The sequence below is a fragment of the Brevibacillus antibioticus genome (assembly GCF_005217615.1).
Lineage (GTDB): Bacteria > Bacillota > Bacilli > Brevibacillales > Brevibacillaceae > Brevibacillus > Brevibacillus antibioticus.
Genome location: NZ_SZNK01000001.1, coordinates 2,439,081 through 2,456,220 on the forward strand (window position 1 = coordinate 2,439,081; position 17,140 = coordinate 2,456,220).

Consider the following 17,140-nt stretch of genomic DNA (forward strand, 5'->3'; position numbering starts at 1 on the left):
GCTTTGGTTTTTTATCCTATTTCAAATTCGCATGAGCAGACGCAACTACCTCTGTTACGCATTGCAACCAAGTTTCCGAATCCATGCCGCCCTCACTTTTCTGGACATGCATAACAAATTCAATATTTCCTTCTCCCCCTGTAATGGGAGAGTAGTCCAAGCCCTTTAGCGCGAAACCCAATCCACTGGCAAATTGACCGATGTCAGTTAATACGCTCTCATGTACGTCTGGATCACGAACGATTCCATTCTTTCCGACTCTATCCTTGCCAGCTTCAAATTGAGGCTTGATCAGCGCGACGACATCACCGCCATCCGTCAGAAAACGGTACAGCACTGGCAAGATCAATCGCAGCGAAATAAACGATACGTCAATCGATGCCGCGTTTGGACGTTCATGTTCAAAAGCTTCCGGGTCCATATGACGAAAATTCGTCCGTTCCATGACGACCACTCGTTCATCCTGTCGCAAGGTCCATGCGAGCTGTCCGTACCCGACATCAATAGCGTATACAAGTCGCGCACCGTTTTGCAGCGCACAGTCCGTAAAACCGCCAGTGGAGGCTCCGATGTCCATCATGACACGATCCTTCATGTCGATTGCAAAGACACGCAATGCCTTTTCTAACTTGAGGCCACCCCGACTCACATACGGATGTACCTCACCTTTCACCGTAATCGCAACATCCTCAGCAAATTTGGTTCCCGGCTTGTCACAGCGCTCGCCAGCTACTTGCACAAGTCCTGCCATTACGGCTGCTTTTGCTTTTTCTCTGGTCTCATAATGGCCTCTTTCAACCAAGAGAACATCAACCCGTTCTTTTCTTACACTCATGCTTCCACTACGCCCTTCGAAATTGGCATCAAGGATCGGACGCGAGCAGCGATATTATGAGCTGTGAGCCCTACCTCTTGCCGCTGTTCTTTCACACTTCCATGCTCAACAAAATAATCAGGTACCGCGACAACCTGTACATTCTTGCCGTGATAGCCTGCACGATTGTAGCATTCAATGACAGCGCTGCCGAATCCGCCCATTTCACAGCCCTCTTCGACCGTAATGATATCGTAGCCTTCCTTTGCCAGACGGAACAAAAGCTCTTCGTCCAACGGCTTACAAAAACGTGCATTGACCAGCATCGGCTTGATTCCTTCTTCTTGAAGCTGATTGACAGCCGCCTCAGCAATTTCGAATACGTGACCAAATGAGAGGATCGCAACGTGATTGCCTTCACGTACAATCTCCGCTTTTCCGATAGGTAGCACTTGCAGATCGTCATCCATTTTGACTCCGCGAACCGGCAATCGCGGATAGCGATAAGAGATCGGACCCTCTTTATATTCCACAGCCGTCTTCATCATGTGACGCAGCTCATTTTCATCCTTTGGTGCCATAATGACCATATTCGGAATGATGCGCATGAATGCCACATCATACATACCCTGGTGTGTCTCTCCATCTGCTCCAACGAGCCCAGCACGGTCAACGGCGAAAATCACATTGAGTTTTTGGCGTGCGACATCGTGGATCAATTGATCGTAGGCTCTTTGCAAAAAGGTCGAATAAATTGCAAAGACCGGCTTCAACCCTTGTGTCGCTAATCCTGCCGCAAATGTACATGCGTGCTGCTCTGCAATTCCGACGTCAAACAGTCTATCAGGGTACTTCTGCCCAAATTGGATCAAGCCTGAACCCGCTGGCATCGCAGGGGTAACAGCTACGATCGATTTGTCTTCATCTGCGAGCTTCATCATCGTATCCGCAAAAACAGACGTATACGTTGGTGCAGATTTCGGTGTATCACCTGACTCGATTTTATATGTGCCGATACCATGCCACTTGACCGAGTCAGCTTCAGCTGGTGCATAGCCCAGTCCTTTTTTCGTGATGGCATGGATCAATACAGGTCCTTTTGTATGCTTGGCTGTCTTTAATGTATCGAGCAACAATTCCATGTTATGTCCGTCAATGGGACCAATATAAGTAAAGCCCAGCTCTTCGAAAAGAACGCCAGATACGAGCAGGTACTTCATGCTGTCCTTGAAACGTTCAGCCATGTGAGCTAATTTGCCCCCTACAGCCGGTATCGATTTCAACAAGCCTTCGACTTCATCCTTCGCCCACTGATAGTTCTCCGTCGAGCGAATTTTTCCCAAGTAATTGTGCAAGGCACCAACGTTTGGCGCAATAGACATCTCGTTATCATTTAACACAACGATGACATTCTTGCGCTCATGACCGATGTGATTCAATGCCTCTAAAGCCATACCGCCTGTCAGCGCACCGTCACCGATCACAGCAACGACATGGTTCTTTTCTTTTTTCAAATCCCGCGCAGTCGCCATCCCCATTGCGGCAGACAACGACGTACTGCTATGCCCGGTTTCCCAGACGTCATGCGGGCTTTCCACCATTTTTGGAAACCCACACAGACCTTTGTACTGACGCAAGGTAGGAAACATCTCCCGGCGTCCGGTCAGCATTTTATGTACGTATGCTTGATGTCCGACATCCCAGATGAGCTTGTCCTTGGGACTGTCAAAAACATAGTGCAGCGCTAGGGTCAGCTCGACGACTCCCAGATTCGGCGCGAGATGACCACCTGTTTTCGATAACGTCTCGATCAAAAACTGACGGATCTCGGATGCCAATGTATGTAGCTGCGGTTGCGTGCACTTTTTCAAGTCTTGAGGATCATTTATAGTAGTAAGCAGCATTGGTATTCCTCACTTTCCACTGTTCGTTCTCCGGCGATTGTGCATGCTGCATATCAATCAAGCCACTAGAAAACCCGGCTTTCCTTATTGCTATAGCCGATTCCGCTTATTTTCAGCTTGATTCATTATAACGGTTTCTTAATAAAAACACCACTTTTCATCAACATATACGAATATGAAAGCGATATCTCGCATTTTCTGGTAAGATGATTTTGAATACATACTCCGAACAAAAGAGGTGGACGTCCGTGAAGTTCTCACAAATTCAATATGAGCGCATGGATATGGACAAAGTTGAAGGACAATTCACGCAATTATTGGAAGCGTTTCATCATGCAGCAAGCTTCACTGAGCAAGATACGCTCATGGCTCAATTGAACAAACTGCGACAAGAAGTGGAATCAGCGCGGAATATCGCACAAATTCGCCACACGATCAATACAGAAGATCCTTTCTACAAAGCGGAGCAGGACTATTGGGATGAAGCAACTCCTTTGTATACCGGAATCGTTTCCCGCTACTATCAGGCGATCGTCGATTCTCCCTTCCGTGCCGACTTGGAAGAAAAATGGGGTGCACAGCTGTTTCGCATCGCGGAGAGCACACTCCGTACATTTTCGCCAGAAGTCATTTCAGATTTGCAGGAAGAAAACCGTTTGGCTAGTCAATATGTCGCCCTGAAAGCTTCTGCCAAAATCATGTTTGAAGGAGAAGAGCGAAACCTTTCAGAGATCGTTCCTTTTACAATCGCGAAGGATAGAGACCTGCGCAAACGTGCTAATGAAGCGAAGTATGATTTTATGCGGCAACATACGGACGAATTTGATCGCATTTACGATACTCTCGTCAAGGTACGCACACGCATCGCCAAAAAACTCGGCTTCAATAGCTTTGTGGAGCTAGGCTATGCACGTATGAACCGTTCCGATTACAACGCAGAAATGGTAGCTAGTTTCCGCCAGCAAGTGCTTGAGCACATCGTTCCAGTAGCATCAAAGCTCGTTGAACGTCAGCGCCAGCGCATTGGTGTCGATACACTTGAGTATTACGATCTTTCCTTTGATTTTGCTACAGGGAATCCAAGCCCGAAAGGCCCGCCGGAATGGATTGTGGAAAACGGGAAAAAGATGTATGCCGAGTTGTCACCTGAAACCGACGAATTTTACAACTTCATGCTGGACAATGAATGTTTAGATCTATTGAGCAAAAAAGGAAAGGCTACAGGCGGCTACTGTGAATACATTAGCCAATACAGGCTCCCCTTTATTTTCGCCAATTTTAATGGTACATCCGGTGATATTGACGTACTTACCCACGAGGCAGGACATGCGTTTCAGGTATATGTAAGCCGAGATTTTGAAGTGCCTGAATATCATTTCCCAACCTATGAGGCATGTGAAATTCATTCGATGAGCATGGAATTTTTGACGTGGCCATGGATGGATCATTTTTTCAAAGAGGATACCGACAAATACAAATTCTCTCATCTGAGTAGTGGACTCCAGTTCATTCCGTACGGCGTGTCTGTCGATGAATTCCAGCATGTTGTCTACGAGAACCCAGATATGACCCCGGCAGAGCGCAAACGGGCTTGGCGTGAAATTGAGCGCAAGTACCTCCCACATCGCAATTATGCACAGAACGAGTATCTTGAGGAGGGCGGGTTCTGGCAGCAGCAAACGCATATTTTTCAAAGCCCCTTCTATTACATCGACTACACACTGGCCCAGATTTGTGCGTTCCAATTTTGGAAAAGGTCACAATCTGAGCCAAAACAAGCTTGGGAGGATTATTTGACGCTTTGCCGCGAGGGCGGAAGCAAATCGTTCCTCGAGCTGGTGCAAGTGGCAAAGCTTTATTCTCCATTTGAGGAAGACTGCATACCATCGGTGATTGGCGAGATTGAACAGTTTTTAAACAGCATTGACGATAAAAGTTTGTGATAGGCAGGTAAACAAAAAAGCTGGCATTACCCTTATGGGTTGCCAGCTTTCCCTTATTTATTGCGATCACGCACATAGTCCGCCAACGGGCTGAGTGCAGAGTTCTCGATTCCCGCATCTGCAAGCGCTGCTTTTGCCTCAGCAATCAATTCGTCAAGACGCGCCTTCGATTCGGCTAGACCAAGAAGTGATGGATACGTCGCCTTTTCCCGATCCGCATCGCTGCCAACTGCTTTCCCCAGCTCTTGGGCATCCCCTTCGACATTCAAGATGTCATCCTGAATTTGAAAAGCAAGACCAATGCAAAGACCATAGCGTGTCAATGCTTCCATTTGACCTTCGGATGCTTCTGCGAGGTAGCCTCCCCCGCGCAGGGCTGAGATCAAGAGATCACCTGTTTTGTGACGATGGATATATTCGAGCTGATCCAGATTAAGGCGCTTGCTCTCCCCTTCAATATCAGCCATCTGTCCGCCGACCATGCCAGTTGCTCCTGCACGTTTTCCCAGCTCCGCAATCAGGTTCACGGTAGTAGCCGCTGAAACATCGGTGCGATCCATGTAAGCTTCTGCAATGTATGCAAACGCACGCGTCAGCAAGGCATCTCCTGCGAGAATGGCTGTTGCTTCACCGAATACTTTGTGATTAGTCGGTTTTCCGCGACGAAGATCATCGTCGTCCATCGCAGGGAGGTCATCGTGAATTAAGGAGTACGTATGTATCATTTCCAAGGCAACCGCAAATGCCACGCCCCGTTCAATTGGCTTGTCCAATGCTTCGAGGACCGCCAACACCAGCATGGGACGGAGCCTCTTTCCGCCTGCCATGAGCGAATACTTCATGGATTCGTACAAGTTTTCCGGAACTCCTTGCTGCTCAAGAGCTGGCAGGAGTCTTTGTTCTATATAGGCGGTCTTTTCTACTAAATAACTCTCGAATGTATGCACGCCGATCATGATTCTCCTTCCACGCGAAAAGCCTTCTGCTTTACCTGTCCGTCTTCTTCCACCAACTGGGTAATCTTCGCTTCGATCGCGTCCAGCTTTTGACCACAAATTCTGGAAAGGGTTACTCCTTCCTGATATAAAGTAATCGCTTCTTCGAGAGGAATATCTCCTTCCTCGAGTCGATTGACGACTTCTTCCAGGCGCTTCATCGCGTCCTCGAACTGCATATCAGTCTCTTGTTCTGTTTTCTTGCGAGCCACTCTGCTTCTCCTCCTCCCGGTTCACTTTTTCCACACGCGCAGTCGCACTGCCATCACTTAATCGTACCATGATCGCGTCACCAGGGGCAAACTGTTCCACCGATTTCACGAGTCTGTCATTGGTGTATACGAGTGAGAATCCACGCTGCATGACCTTCAGTGGACTCAGCGCTTCCAATGTAGCTATGCGAGCTGCGAATGCCATTCTTTTTTGATTGAGACGCCCCAGCATCCGCTCGTCCAGAGTCGCGCGGAGTGTAGACAGATTTTTTCTTTTATCCCCAATTTGATCAGCGAGGCGATAGCGCTTGATCTGTTCGTCCAATCGCGTATAGCGTTCGCGTCTTCTGTCCAGCAAATGCTTCATCGATTGACGCATCCGCAAATGTGCCCGATCCAATCGTTCAGAGGCTTCCTCAAGTCTCCGCTCCGGTTGGCGCATCGCATACGAATTACTCAAGCGTGTCAAACGGTTTCTCTGCTCTGTCATGGTACCACGCACTGCTCGATGCATCCGTATTTCGAGCTGCCGCACTCTCTCGACCCATTCCAAATAATGCGGTACAGCCAACTCAGCCGCTGCTGTCGGCGTAGCTGCCCGGACATCTGCTACGAAATCGGCGATCGTCACATCCGTCTCATGTCCTACAGCGGAGATGACGGGGATGAGTGATGCAGCAATTGCCCTCGCTACGTTTTCATCATTAAACGCCCACAGCTCCTCGATGGAACCGCCACCGCGCCCTACGATGAGAACATCAACGTCAGGCTGAGCGTTCATGATCCGAATAGCGGAGACAATCGATGCGGGTGCATCCGCACCTTGGACAACGGCTGGTGAAAGTACGATCTCTGCCTGCGGATACCGTCTACGAATCGTTGTGCAAATATCCCGGATGGCAGCACCTGTCGGAGAAGTGACGACACCGACACGTTTTGGAAAACGCGGGAGCATCCGCTTCCTCTCCGCTGCAAACAACCCTTCTAGCGCCAATTTTTCTTTCAGCTGTTCAAATGCTAAATAGAGCGAGCCGAGACCATCTGGTTGCATCTCTTTGGCGTACAGCTGATACGCCCCGTCCCGTTCGTATGCAGAAATAGAACCGCGTACAATCGCTTTTGCTCCATCTTTGGGCAAGAATCGCAGGAAGCGGTTATGACTCGCAAACATGACGACTTTGATGCGTGACTGCTTGTCCTTTAGCGTGAAATACATATGACCGCTGGAGTGGTGGGTAAAATTGGAGATTTCTCCTCTCACCCATATATCTTGCAGGTAGGGTTCCTTTTCCAGAACCAGCTTAATATAACGATTGAGATCACTGACGGATAAGATATCTTGTAATGCCATGCGGCCCCTCCTTTACAAAAACTTGGCTTTGCCGTGGATGTAACAAGGACTATGCAAAAGAATGGATAAAGCTTATGCCTCATCCATTCTATAATAAGTTACCGATATTCTTCTATTGTTTTGCTTGCTTTTTCGCCGCTGTAACGGTATTTTTCAGCAGCATCGTAATCGTCATCGGGCCAACACCGCCCGGGACTGGGGTGATAAAGCTAGCCACTTCTTTGACTTCGTCGAACTTGACATCTCCAACGAGCTTACCCGTTTCGATGCGATTCACACCAACATCAATGACGACAGCACCCGGTTTAACATGCTCCTTGCCGATCATATGAGCCCTACCAGTTGCAACGACGAGGATATCTGCCTTTTGGGTGTATTCCTCGAGATGTTGCGTACGAGAATGACACATGGTTACCGTAGCATTTTCCTGTTGCAACAGCAATGAGACCGGCTTACCAACGATGTTGCTGCGTCCGATCACCACTGCATGTTTGCCTGCCATCTGGGTGCCTGTGCGCTTGATCAATTCAATAATTCCGTGCGGTGTGCAAGGAAGCATCGTATCATTTCCCAATACCATGTTTCCTATGCTAATCGGGTGGAAACCGTCCACATCTTTTTCAGGAGCAATGGCTTCAATTACCGCATGCTCTGAAATATGAGCAGGAAGAGGAAGCTGAACCAAAATCCCATTAACGTTCGGATTTTCGTTCAACTGTTGAATGATAACCAACAACTCTTCCTCAGTGATGTCAGCGTCCTTCATCATGATCTCGGATGTAATACCGACTTCCTCGCAGCCTTTTGCTTTACCACGCACATAGGAGTGAGAAGCTGGGTCGTCTCCTACAATGACAACGGTCAAACCCGGTACGATCCCTTGTTTTTTCAATTCAGCTACTTCGTTCGCCAATTCGGCCCGAATACTCTGTGCTACTTCTTTTCCCTGGAGAATGGTTGCAGCCATGGAGAAAATGCCTCCTTTATCAACGTCGATACGTTAAGTGTACCGATTTCCCCCTCAGCTGTAAAGCCGAATTATAAAAAGTTTTCATTTATTTAATGTTCGTCTTTTGCTTCTTCCACCCCAACATAGCGACTCCATAGGCATTATCACCGGAGTAAACAGGGTCACAGAAGTACAGCTTCGCCTTCACAGCAGGGTGTTCCAGACGTTTGATCAGCCGTTCACGTATGTAATAATTAGCAGCTACTCCTCCAACAATCAAGATGTCCTTCGGGTAGCCTTGCTCGACTGCATGGCGTAATGACTTCTCTAGTGTATTGGCAATACATTGCTCTGTCGCCCGCGCAATCTCAGCAGGGCTCGTACTTCCCTTCTCCACTTCCCGCAAAAGCGATGCTTCTGGACCAGAAAAACTAAAGGAAAGTCCGTCAACCGCCGAAGAAGTCCGAAACTCACCTGTTGCTCCAATTGCTAACTGCTCCAACGCGGGACCTGCAGGAAAGGACAGACCGAGTGCCACACCAATCCGATCGACCAGTTGACCTGCGTGCAGATCAATCGTCCCACCGATTTTCTCAATGGTATAACCGGCTGCATGACGCTCGCACAATAGCAACTCGCTGGTACCTCCAGACAAATGCACAGCCAAAAAGCGGTCCTCTGCCGGACGCACCTCAGCGGTGTATTCCCCCGCCGCGATATGTCCCTCTTGATGAGTCGTCAAGTGCAGGGGAACGCGCAAATAAGTCGCCAACGATTTCGCCAAGCCCTCTCCTACCTTAAATACAGGCATATACGATCCGTCTTGCGGACGCGGCTTCTCGCTCACGCAAATCGCTGCAATCTCGTAGTCCTGCCACTTCATCTCTTCACTTAACTCCGGCAGGTTCATCACATGCTGAAAGACGGCTTCAGATTGTTGCAGTCCGCGCTTGCCCTCCTTTACTTTCAGAAGGCGTTTTGCTTCTGCGACAATTCGGCCGTCTTCCTCAGCCAAGCACAGTGATGTCCGGTAATTGCTCGTGTCGATGCCCAACATTACCTTACTCATGCTTGTATCTCCTACCTATTACGCCTGCTTGGTTTCACGCGATTGCAAGAAGCTAGACAACACACCGTTAATGTATCGGTGGGACTGCTCGTCGCTAAAGAGCTTCGCGATCTCGATCGCTTCGTTCATCACGACTTTGTCAGGTGTGTCTTGCTCAAACATGATCTCGTAAAAAGCCAGACGAAGAATAGCGCGATCTACATTGGCGATGCGTTCCAATTGCCATCCACGCAGATACTTCTTGATTTCTGAATCAATCTCAGTCAAGTTATTCATTACACCGTCGAGGAGATAACGCAAGTACTGCGCATTTTCCTCGGATTCTTCCATGACGAGGGCAACCGCATCCGTTAGCGGAACCTCTGCCATATCGATTTGGAAAAGACATTGAACTGCTTTTTCTCGTGCTGTTCTTCGTTTCATACCATTCATTCACCTACTAATTAGATTGAGCTCCGACCTTCTTTATGTCACCGAAACTTGCCTGGCAAAATCCTGTCAAGTATCTCACGCAAGTCTTCTTTATGATCGAGCTTGCGACCAATATAATAACCGGTCCCGACAAACACAACAAAAACCAGTGTATCCCAAAATCCCACGAGAAGGTAGATGATGCCGAAAAAAAGTCCGGCCAAAATCCCCATTAGCTTCCCCTTGTGTTCCCACATTAACTCCCGCATCATTTACTTCACCTTCTATTCCACCCGTTTACGAGCCGCGTAGTTTTCCTGCTGAGCTACTTCCGTCACGACAATGGCCACCTCAGAAATGTCAACACCAGCAATCCCCTCGACTTGCTCCTTCACATCAGCCTGTAGCTTCTGTGTCAGTTCAGGTAATGGCGTTTCTCCATCTACCGAAACACGCAGGGTGATAATATTGCCGCTCTCGAGTGCTTTGACTGTCGTCTTCATATCGCGCACTCCTTTCACTCGGCGGGCTGCACGCTCTGCAATGGTCTGGATGGTCTGAATCGTAATGTTGACCTCGCCCAAATCACTGCGCTGACGGATTCCCCGTTCTACTTTAGGCTTGTTAGAGCGGAAAGAACTGAAAAAGAAGCGAAGGCTGACTACGAGGAAAATAATCGCGACAACGAGATAGGTGATGTTCGTACCCGCCAGCATCTGATCCACGTACGGACGGAAAAAATCTGGATGGATCAATCCGCTGGTCGCTGCTATCGCGATGCAGGACAAAACAATGAGCGCAAAGCTATAAATCGTCAAGATAAAGCGGTCAAACAAGTTCACAAGCACCTCTCCTTTCAGCCATGTTTGAAAAAGGAGACAAACACGGCACGCTCAGAAAAACTCCATGAATTTACGCTGAAAGCCTAAATAAAATCACGTTTTCAAATGAGGAAAATGCCCCCTGTTCGTAGGGGGCATCCATCCGCTGCTTGTTAGCGCACGCGCTGGTGTTCTTCAACCGGTACTGGTGCCGGTGCTTTTTCTTCAGCTTTCAACTCAACATCAACGATATGTACGTTTACTTCCACTACGGAAAGACCTGTCATGCTCTCAATCCCATTGCGTACACTATCTTGAATATTTCGAGCGACTTCCGGGATGCGATGTCCGTATTTGACAATGATCGAAACATCCACCGCTGCTTCGCGGGAGCCAACCTCTACACGCACACCACGTGCTATATTTTTACGGCCTAAACGTTCAGCTATTTCTCCTACGAAACCGCCGCTCATTTGCGCCACACCTTCTACTTCGGACGCAGCCATGCCGGCGATCACTTCCAACACTTCGGGAGCGATCTGGACCTTACCAAGTTCTGTTCTATCTAAGTCTGGAGTAAACTCTTCCATGCTTCGCACCTCCCTCTCATTTGTAATTCATTATAACAAGCACACCGTATTTTTACAAATCAGCCCTACTTATTCTTCGTCCAGGTTCAAGTCGTAGGTTTCCAAGAATTTCGTATCGAAATGCCCGCTGACAAATACTTCGTGCTCCAATACTTTCAAATGGAATGGAATTGTTGTCGTAATACCCTCGACGACGAATTCGCCCAAGGCACGCTTCATACGGTCAATCGCTTCATTACGATCCTTGCCCCATACAATCAGCTTGGCGATCATAGAGTCATAGTATGGTGGAATGGAATATCCCGCATACGCTGCACTGTCCACGCGCACACCAAAGCCGCCTGGCGCCAAATATTCCGTGATACGACCTGGCGAAGGCATGAAGTTTTTCGCAGGATTCTCAGCATTAATGCGGCATTCAATAGCCCAGCCATCCATTTTGATATCCTCTTGCGTAAAGGACAATGGTTGGCCCGCCGCTACGGTCAGCTGCTCCTTGATCAGGTCAAAGCCAGTCACCAGCTCGGTTACAGGATGCTCTACCTGAATACGCGTATTCATTTCCATGAAGTAGAACTGTCCGTGTTTGTCCAGCAAAAACTCAACAGTGCCCGCACCATGATAGGAAACGGCTGTTGCCGCCGCAACAGCAGCTTCACCCATTTGTCGGCGCAGCTCTTCACTCAATGCCGGAGATGGCGCTTCCTCGATCAGCTTTTGGTGACGACGTTGGATGGAGCAGTCGCGCTCACCCAGGTATACGGCATTGCCATGCTTGTCTGCCATGATTTGAATTTCCACATGGCGTGGGCCTTCCACGAACTTCTCCAAATAAACCCCTGGATTGCCAAAAGCCGTTTTCGCCTCGTTTTGCGCCTGACGGATCGCTTTTTCCAGATCCTCGTCGTCAACGGCTACTCGCATTCCGCGTCCGCCGCCGCCTGCCGTCGCTTTGACCATGACAGGATAGCCAATCTCGTTTGCGGTGACGACAGCGTCAGCCACATCTTCGATCAGCCCTTCCGTACCTGGTACAGTAGGTACACCTGCTGTTTTCATCGTATCCTTCGCTGTGGACTTGTCCCCCATCTTCACAATTGCTTCTGGATCTGGACCGATAAAGGTAATGTTACATGCGGCACAAATCTCGGCAAAATCAGCGTTTTCTGCCAAGAAGCCATAGCCAGGATGGATGGCATCTGCCCCTACCTTGGTCGCTACACTCATGATGTTTGCTATATTCAAATAGCTTTCCTTGGATGCCTTTGGACCAATACAGTAGGCTTCGTCGGCCAGCTTCACATGAAGCGCTTCACGATCCGCTTCGGAGTAGACGGCGACCGTACGAATGCCCAGCTCGCGGCATGCCCGGATAATACGCACGGCAATCTCCCCGCGATTGGCAATCAATACTTTTTGAAACATTCCGCTCTCCCCCACCTTATTCTGGCTTCACCAAAAACAATGCTTGGCCATACTCAACCAATTGACCGTCTTCTACGAGCACTTTCACGATCTCGCCGCTTACTTCTGCTTCGATTTCGTTAAAGAGTTTCATCGCTTCCACGATGCAAACAACTTTGCTCGCATTTACTTTGTCACCAGCTTGTACATAAGCCGGCTTGCCTGGTTCTGGTGCGCTATAGAAAGTCCCTACCATTGGAGATACAATCTTATGGAGATTTGCGTCATCCGATGCTTGTACAGCTGCTGCTTTCGGAGCTTCTGTTACGACTGGCGCTGCCGCAACAACTGGCTCGGCCGGGATATGTGCTACTGGTGCTGCAACAGGAGCTTGAACCGCTGGTTGCGTGACGAAAATCGTTTCCGTGCCAGTGGATTTTTTCAGAGACACCTTGGCACCTTCTGTTTCCAAGTTAAATTCTTGAATGGATGATTGATCAATTAACTTAATAATTTCGCGGATTTCATGCATTTTCATTACGAACAAGCACTCCTTCTTTTCTTTCAATAAGGTTCGTGGAGTCCATTATGTATCCTTGTGGCAAACCATAAATCCATGGTAAGCCTGTTTCCTATACCACGTCAAGAAAGGATTTCCCCGCTTCTTTTCCAACAGAAGCGAGAAAATCCTTACCATCATGCCCGTTTCTCCAATCCATTATAACGAGAAAGTACCGTAGCTTTATTAGGATGACTTGTATTGTACGTTTATGTTTGTCGCCGGAATATTCAAGTGTTGCTTCACGTTTGCAATGATTTCCACGACCTCGTTTGCGTTCAATTTATCTTTTTGTACGAGGACTGTCGCCTTGTCATTTTGGACAGTAACGACCGCATCCTGATAGCCACTCGCCTTGAGCATTTCTTCTGCAGTCATCGTAGCACTTTCCATATTGGATAGTTCTTCAAACTTAGCCATCGCTTCTGCTACTGCCTGCGGAGAAGAATCCGTGCTGTTTACGATTGCAAGCTGTTCGTCTTTTTGTTGCGCCAGCATGGCTTCGCGTTTCATTTTGTAGCCTTGGAAGATTTCACTCGCTGTTTCTGCTACTGGGACGACCGTGTGTGTTGCGGCTGGTTTCGCTTCTGGGGCAGCGGGAGTTTTGGCTTCCTTCGTGCCACTTTTTCCGTCTACCGGATTTGCCTTTGGAGCTTGATCGACAGGCGTTGCTTGTGGGGCGTGATCTACTTGCTTGGATTCAACAACCACACCGGAAATTTGCTCTTGCTTCTGGACGGCTTGCTCTTGTCCTGATGTTGGGACCTGTTCTTGCGGCCCCTTCACCAAGTAGTATCCGGAGAGCACAACCATGACAGCAAGCATTGTCAACAACCATACCGTTTGCTTTCGCAGAATCATTCGCCATTACCTCCTACCCTTTTTTGGGCAAAATGGATATTTTATAAGCGGGAACATCCAAAACCTTTTGAACGGCTTCAGTGATCCACGCTTTAACCTGGATGTTATCGGCCCCTTTAGCTACTACCAGGACCCCGCGGACTTTCGGCTTCAGCGTCTTCACAATAACAGGGGCATCTTGCTTGCCGCCTTGCACGATGACGACCTGCTCATCTCGTGACTGGTCATTTTGATTGCGGGTTGCCTTTTCTTTGTCCATTTCCTGATTGGTTGAGGAACGGATGTTGCGGTTTTTTTCTACAACCAGCTCTGGTGTTGATTCCAGATTGACCATGACCTCTACTTCGCCAACGCCGACAACAGAAGCGAGGATATCGCGAAGCTGTGTCTCGTAAATGTTTTCATACTCTGCAATGACATCGGTAGTCGTTGATCCCCCCAACACTTGGGAACTTGCATTGCCTTCAGGAGGACCTGGCGCCTCACTCCCTATATCTCCAAATCCGAGTGGCTGGTCTTTTTCCACTCTGAGGAAGTCTGTCAGAATCATGATGGCTACGCCAATGCCCAATATGACGATGAAATAATGCAGCGGCTTCAGTTTTTGGTTTTTTCCTTTACTCCCTACTACCATTTTCTTTTCTTCCTGCATCGTCTCGCCTTGTTGCTTCATAAACAAACTTTTCAGCTTTTCCCATAATTGGTTCATTGTTTTCACCTCGCTTCACTGACAGTATCCGCTACTGTTTCTCTCTTTCTCTCGATTCGTCTTTGATGACGACCTGACTCTTCGAAAGCCCCCACTCTTTGGCGACATCGTTTGTGATTTGCGCGTAAAGTGGATTGTCATGATGAGCTGTTGCTGCCATTTCTGATTTCGAATCAGGTTTTATTTCAATGGGTTTGCCAATCGTAATTTCAACAGGCTGGACAGGTTTAATCGGTTCAATCGTGCTCTGCCCTTTTTGCTCTTCCTTGTTCGCGTCACCGACTAGTAGCTCGATTCGCTCAAGAGTTGGCTGCTCCGGATTTTGCTTATTGAGGGTAATCGTGACATCTTCAACAGTTACGCCGTACTGTTCTTTAACACTGGCTTTTACTGAGGACGCTACCTGTGACTGGACGTAAGCAGTTATCTGCTGATTTTGTTGACCGAGCAGCTTGTCAGTGATACGTTTCCACTCTGCCGAAGCAGGCTTGTTCAGCTCTTGTTGGTATCGATCCAAACGAAAGGCCAAATCTTCCTGCGAGAGGCTGAACAGACTAAACACAGGAGAAATGATTGTCAGCAAAAGAATCAAGCCCATCACCATTTTTACGTAGCGTTGCAGTGTCGTATTGGGCAGGATCAGATCGAGGAAGGCAGCCAAAAGGACGAGCAGGATAATTTTTTTCAACCACAGTGTTAACCACGTCATCTCATCACCTACCGAACCATCATGGAGATGTTGCCCGCCGCAATCATGATCGTAATCGCCAGAAAGAACATCAAGCCGACCGTTGCCAAAGCAGCGAAGACGAACAAAAGACTTTTCCCAATCGTACCTAAAGCACTGATGATTGGACTGTTTCCAAGCGGTTGGAGTACGGCAGATGACAGATTGTAGATCAGAGCCAGTACCAGTATCTTCAAAGCTGGAAACGCGCATAGCATGATCAGGATCAAAACTCCCGCCAAGCCCACGGCATTTTTGACGAGTAGCGAGGCATTGAGTACGGTATCTGCCGCATCGGAGAACACACGACCTACTATCGGGATGAAATTGCCCGTGATGTATTTCGCTGTTCGGAGAGTGACCCCGTCCGCAACGGCTGAAGTCGCTCCTTGTATGGAAATGATGGCGAGAAAGATCGTCAGAAATGAACCAAGGACACCCATTGCAATATTGCGTAGCAAGGTCGCTAACTGCGTGACTTTGTACCTCTCTGAAAACAGGCTGACGATCGAGAGCATCGCAGAGAGGAACAGAAGCGGGAATACGACATAAGAGATCATCATGCCGCTTGTGTTGATCATGAAGATAATCAGCGGGTGAAACATTGTGGCGGATGCCAGATTGCCTACCGAAGCAAGCAGTGCGATGACGAGTGGAATCATGGCCAGCATGAAATCAGACATGTTCGCGATTGCGTCTTTGGCATAGGTAATAGCGACATGAAAGCTGTTGATCGCAAGTACCATCAAGACGAGATAAGTAATCGAATACGCCACTGTCGATACCGCATTGCGTTCAAAGGCATTCTGCATCGTTTCAAGAATCATCGCGAAGACTGTAATGATAATGATGGAGCTGAGCAGCTTGCCATTCATCAAAATCTCATGAAAGATGAACTTGCCTATTCCTTGCAGGACTCCTGAAATACTGAAGTCACCTTGCTGCATGAGGATTTGGATAAAGCCATCCGATTTCAAGTCTGGCAAGTACCCTTTATAGTCGCGCTGCAACTGATGCCAATACTGTTCGACTCGGTCTAGCTGCAGTTGATCGACCTGTTGTTGCACGATTTGATTGATCGGACCGGCTACAGGTGCCACAGCAGGTGTCACAGCAGCAGACACGGCAACTGGAAACAAGGCAAGGAGCAGGAACCCGAACAGGATCAGCTTGCAAGTGTGTGCCATGGACATCCCACCTCCCTTATGCCGGCAACAAGTCGATCACTGTTTCGATAATGATTTGGATGATCGGTACAGCCATAACCAGTATGAGGACTTTTCCAGCGAGCTCGATTTTCGAAGCAATCGCACCTTGTCCAGCATCTCGGGTCATCTGTGCACCGAATTCAGCAATATAGGCAATTCCGATGATTTTTAGAATCGTTTCCAGAAACACAAGGTTCAAATCTGCTTGAACCGCCAATCTTTCCAAAACCCGAATGACATCTGCTATTTTTCCGACGAGAAAGTAAAAGATGATGACTCCGCTCGCGATCGCCAGCAAAAAGGCGAACATCGGCTTCTGTTCCTTAATGACTAGCGCGAGAATCGTAGCTACCAGTCCTAGCCCGACAATTTGTACAATCTCCATCTGGAGCCCCTCCTCAGTTGAACAGGAAGACGCGTTTTACCTCGGAGAACAAGTCACCGATGTAATGGGACACCATGTACAGGACAATGATGAATCCGACCAGAGTTGCCCAATGCGCAATATCTTCCTTGCCCGCCTGCTTCAGGACCGTATGCAGGATGGCTGTAATGAAACCTACTGCTCCTATCTGGAAAACAGGTGTCAAATCAAAATCCACTGTGAACACCT

General features: G+C 48.4%; 20 protein-coding genes. 1 reads left to right on the plus strand and 19 read right to left on the minus strand.

What is annotated here, in order from left to right:
* Positions 1–16: 16 nt before the first annotated feature.
* Together E8L90_RS11130 and dxs are read right to left on the minus strand one after the other, a co-directional pair.
* The gene (locus tag E8L90_RS11130) at positions 17–835 is read right to left on the minus strand and encodes a TlyA family RNA methyltransferase (RefSeq protein ID WP_137029449.1); all 819 of its coding nucleotides are present in this window, start codon (positions 833–835) and stop codon (positions 17–19) included.
* Positions 832–2,718: a 1-deoxy-D-xylulose-5-phosphate synthase gene (dxs, locus tag E8L90_RS11135; RefSeq protein WP_137029450.1), complete on the minus strand. Its 1,887-nt coding sequence runs from the start codon at positions 2,716–2,718 to the stop codon at positions 832–834. Before dxs ends, E8L90_RS11130 begins: the two co-directional genes overlap by 4 nt.
* A 248-nt stretch (positions 2,719–2,966) precedes the next feature.
* Here dxs and E8L90_RS11140 point away from each other — a divergent pair, with 248 nt between their 5' ends.
* Positions 2,967–4,661 carry a M3 family oligoendopeptidase gene (locus E8L90_RS11140; protein ID WP_137029451.1) on the plus strand — a complete coding sequence of 565 codons (1,695 nt, stop codon included), beginning with the start codon at positions 2,967–2,969 and terminating at the stop codon, positions 4,659–4,661.
* A 53-nt stretch (positions 4,662–4,714) separates the two neighbouring features.
* On the opposite strand, the gene E8L90_RS11145 is transcribed toward E8L90_RS11140, so the two are convergent.
* From E8L90_RS11145 to spoIIIAC, 17 genes are all read right to left on the minus strand, one after another.
* Positions 4,715–5,617, minus strand: coding sequence for a polyprenyl synthetase family protein (locus E8L90_RS11145; RefSeq protein ID WP_137029452.1), 903 nt, complete (start codon positions 5,615–5,617; stop codon positions 4,715–4,717).
* Positions 5,614–5,868, minus strand: coding sequence for an exodeoxyribonuclease VII small subunit (gene xseB / locus E8L90_RS11150; protein ID WP_048032540.1), 255 nt, complete (start codon positions 5,866–5,868; stop codon positions 5,614–5,616). The genes E8L90_RS11145 and xseB overlap by 4 nt, the downstream gene beginning before the upstream one ends.
* On the minus strand, positions 5,837–7,219 hold the full coding sequence (gene xseA / locus E8L90_RS11155) for an exodeoxyribonuclease VII large subunit (protein WP_137029453.1): 1,383 nt from the start codon (positions 7,217–7,219) through the stop codon (positions 5,837–5,839). Before xseA ends, xseB begins: the two co-directional genes overlap by 32 nt.
* A gap of 112 nt (positions 7,220–7,331) precedes the next feature.
* Positions 7,332–8,186: a bifunctional methylenetetrahydrofolate dehydrogenase/methenyltetrahydrofolate cyclohydrolase FolD gene (gene folD, locus E8L90_RS11160; RefSeq protein ID WP_137029454.1), complete on the minus strand. Its 855-nt coding sequence runs from the start codon at positions 8,184–8,186 to the stop codon at positions 7,332–7,334.
* Between the two features lie 88 nt (positions 8,187–8,274).
* Positions 8,275–9,237, minus strand: a complete 963-nt coding sequence (locus tag E8L90_RS11165; RefSeq protein ID WP_137029455.1) for a tRNA (adenosine(37)-N6)-threonylcarbamoyltransferase complex transferase subunit TsaD — start codon at positions 9,235–9,237, stop codon at positions 8,275–8,277.
* An 18-nt stretch (positions 9,238–9,255) separates the two neighbouring features.
* On the minus strand, positions 9,256–9,660 hold the full coding sequence (nusB, locus tag E8L90_RS11170; protein ID WP_167497596.1) for a transcription antitermination factor NusB: 405 nt from the start codon (positions 9,658–9,660) through the stop codon (positions 9,256–9,258).
* A 47-nt stretch (positions 9,661–9,707) separates the two neighbouring features.
* Positions 9,708–9,920 (minus strand): DUF2273 domain-containing protein, encoded by a 213-nt coding sequence (locus tag E8L90_RS11175; RefSeq protein WP_137029457.1) that lies wholly within the window; start codon positions 9,918–9,920, stop codon positions 9,708–9,710.
* Between the two features lie 12 nt (positions 9,921–9,932).
* Complete coding sequence (gene amaP / locus E8L90_RS11180) at positions 9,933–10,490, minus strand: alkaline shock response membrane anchor protein AmaP (protein WP_137029458.1); 558 nt, start codon at positions 10,488–10,490, stop codon at positions 9,933–9,935.
* A 152-nt stretch (positions 10,491–10,642) separates the two neighbouring features.
* Positions 10,643–11,059, minus strand: a complete 417-nt coding sequence (locus E8L90_RS11185) for an Asp23/Gls24 family envelope stress response protein (RefSeq protein WP_137029459.1) — start codon at positions 11,057–11,059, stop codon at positions 10,643–10,645.
* Positions 11,060–11,128: 69 nt separating this feature from the next.
* A complete protein-coding gene (accC, locus tag E8L90_RS11190) occupies positions 11,129–12,484 on the minus strand; it encodes an acetyl-CoA carboxylase biotin carboxylase subunit (protein ID WP_137029460.1) in 1,356 nt (451 codons plus the stop codon).
* A 16-nt stretch (positions 12,485–12,500) separates the two neighbouring features.
* Positions 12,501–13,001: an acetyl-CoA carboxylase biotin carboxyl carrier protein gene (accB, locus tag E8L90_RS11195; protein ID WP_137029461.1), complete on the minus strand. Its 501-nt coding sequence runs from the start codon at positions 12,999–13,001 to the stop codon at positions 12,501–12,503.
* Positions 13,002–13,208: 207 nt separating this feature from the next.
* The gene (locus E8L90_RS11200; protein ID WP_137029462.1) at positions 13,209–13,883 is read right to left on the minus strand and encodes a SpoIIIAH-like family protein; all 675 of its coding nucleotides are present in this window, start codon (positions 13,881–13,883) and stop codon (positions 13,209–13,211) included.
* A 13-nt stretch (positions 13,884–13,896) separates the two neighbouring features.
* Entirely contained in the window at positions 13,897–14,592 is a 696-nt protein-coding gene (spoIIIAG, locus tag E8L90_RS11205) for a stage III sporulation protein AG (protein WP_137029463.1), read from the minus strand.
* A gap of 31 nt (positions 14,593–14,623) precedes the next feature.
* The gene (gene spoIIIAF, locus E8L90_RS11210; protein ID WP_137029464.1) at positions 14,624–15,301 is read right to left on the minus strand and encodes a stage III sporulation protein AF; all 678 of its coding nucleotides are present in this window, start codon (positions 15,299–15,301) and stop codon (positions 14,624–14,626) included.
* Between the two features lie 8 nt (positions 15,302–15,309).
* Positions 15,310–16,506 (minus strand): stage III sporulation protein AE, encoded by a 1,197-nt coding sequence (gene spoIIIAE / locus E8L90_RS11215; protein WP_137029465.1) that lies wholly within the window; start codon positions 16,504–16,506, stop codon positions 15,310–15,312.
* A 16-nt stretch (positions 16,507–16,522) separates the two neighbouring features.
* Positions 16,523–16,912 carry a stage III sporulation protein AD gene (spoIIIAD, locus tag E8L90_RS11220; protein ID WP_007725724.1) on the minus strand — a complete coding sequence of 130 codons (390 nt, stop codon included), beginning with the start codon at positions 16,910–16,912 and terminating at the stop codon, positions 16,523–16,525.
* Positions 16,913–16,925: 13 nt separating this feature from the next.
* Complete coding sequence (gene spoIIIAC / locus E8L90_RS11225) at positions 16,926–17,129, minus strand: stage III sporulation protein AC (protein WP_007725726.1); 204 nt, start codon at positions 17,127–17,129, stop codon at positions 16,926–16,928.
* Positions 17,130–17,140 lie beyond the last annotated feature (11 nt).

What these genes read in the sequence shown, in the direction of transcription:
- nusB (WP_167497596.1), bottom strand. Translation starts at nt 9,660, where the DNA reads ATGAAACGAAGAACAGCACGAGAAAAAGCAGTTCAATGTCTTTTCCAA.
- accC (WP_137029460.1), bottom strand. Translation starts at nt 12,484, where the DNA reads ATGTTTCAAAAAGTATTGATTGCCAATCGCGGGGAGATTGCCGTGCGT.
- spoIIIAF (WP_137029464.1), bottom strand. Translation starts at nt 15,301, where the DNA reads ATGACGTGGTTAACACTGTGGTTGAAAAAAATTATCCTGCTCGTCCTT.
- E8L90_RS11200 (WP_137029462.1), bottom strand. Translation starts at nt 13,883, where the DNA reads ATGATTCTGCGAAAGCAAACGGTATGGTTGTTGACAATGCTTGCTGTC.
- xseA (WP_137029453.1), bottom strand. Translation starts at nt 7,219, where the DNA reads ATGGCATTACAAGATATCTTATCCGTCAGTGATCTCAATCGTTATATT.
- folD (WP_137029454.1), bottom strand. Translation starts at nt 8,186, where the DNA reads ATGGCTGCAACCATTCTCCAGGGAAAAGAAGTAGCACAGAGTATTCGG.
- accB (WP_137029461.1), bottom strand. Translation starts at nt 13,001, where the DNA reads ATGAAAATGCATGAAATCCGCGAAATTATTAAGTTAATTGATCAATCA.
- spoIIIAD (WP_007725724.1), bottom strand. Translation starts at nt 16,912, where the DNA reads ATGGAGATTGTACAAATTGTCGGGCTAGGACTGGTAGCTACGATTCTC.
- E8L90_RS11130 (WP_137029449.1), bottom strand. Translation starts at nt 835, where the DNA reads ATGAGTGTAAGAAAAGAACGGGTTGATGTTCTCTTGGTTGAAAGAGGC.
- E8L90_RS11175 (WP_137029457.1), bottom strand. Translation starts at nt 9,920, where the DNA reads ATGATGCGGGAGTTAATGTGGGAACACAAGGGGAAGCTAATGGGGATT.
- spoIIIAG (WP_137029463.1), bottom strand. Translation starts at nt 14,592, where the DNA reads ATGAACCAATTATGGGAAAAGCTGAAAAGTTTGTTTATGAAGCAACAA.
- dxs (WP_137029450.1), bottom strand. Translation starts at nt 2,718, where the DNA reads ATGCTGCTTACTACTATAAATGATCCTCAAGACTTGAAAAAGTGCACG.
- E8L90_RS11185 (WP_137029459.1), bottom strand. Translation starts at nt 11,059, where the DNA reads ATGGAAGAGTTTACTCCAGACTTAGATAGAACAGAACTTGGTAAGGTC.
- E8L90_RS11145 (WP_137029452.1), bottom strand. Translation starts at nt 5,617, where the DNA reads ATGATCGGCGTGCATACATTCGAGAGTTATTTAGTAGAAAAGACCGCC.
- E8L90_RS11165 (WP_137029455.1), bottom strand. Translation starts at nt 9,237, where the DNA reads ATGAGTAAGGTAATGTTGGGCATCGACACGAGCAATTACCGGACATCA.
- spoIIIAE (WP_137029465.1), bottom strand. Translation starts at nt 16,506, where the DNA reads ATGGCACACACTTGCAAGCTGATCCTGTTCGGGTTCCTGCTCCTTGCC.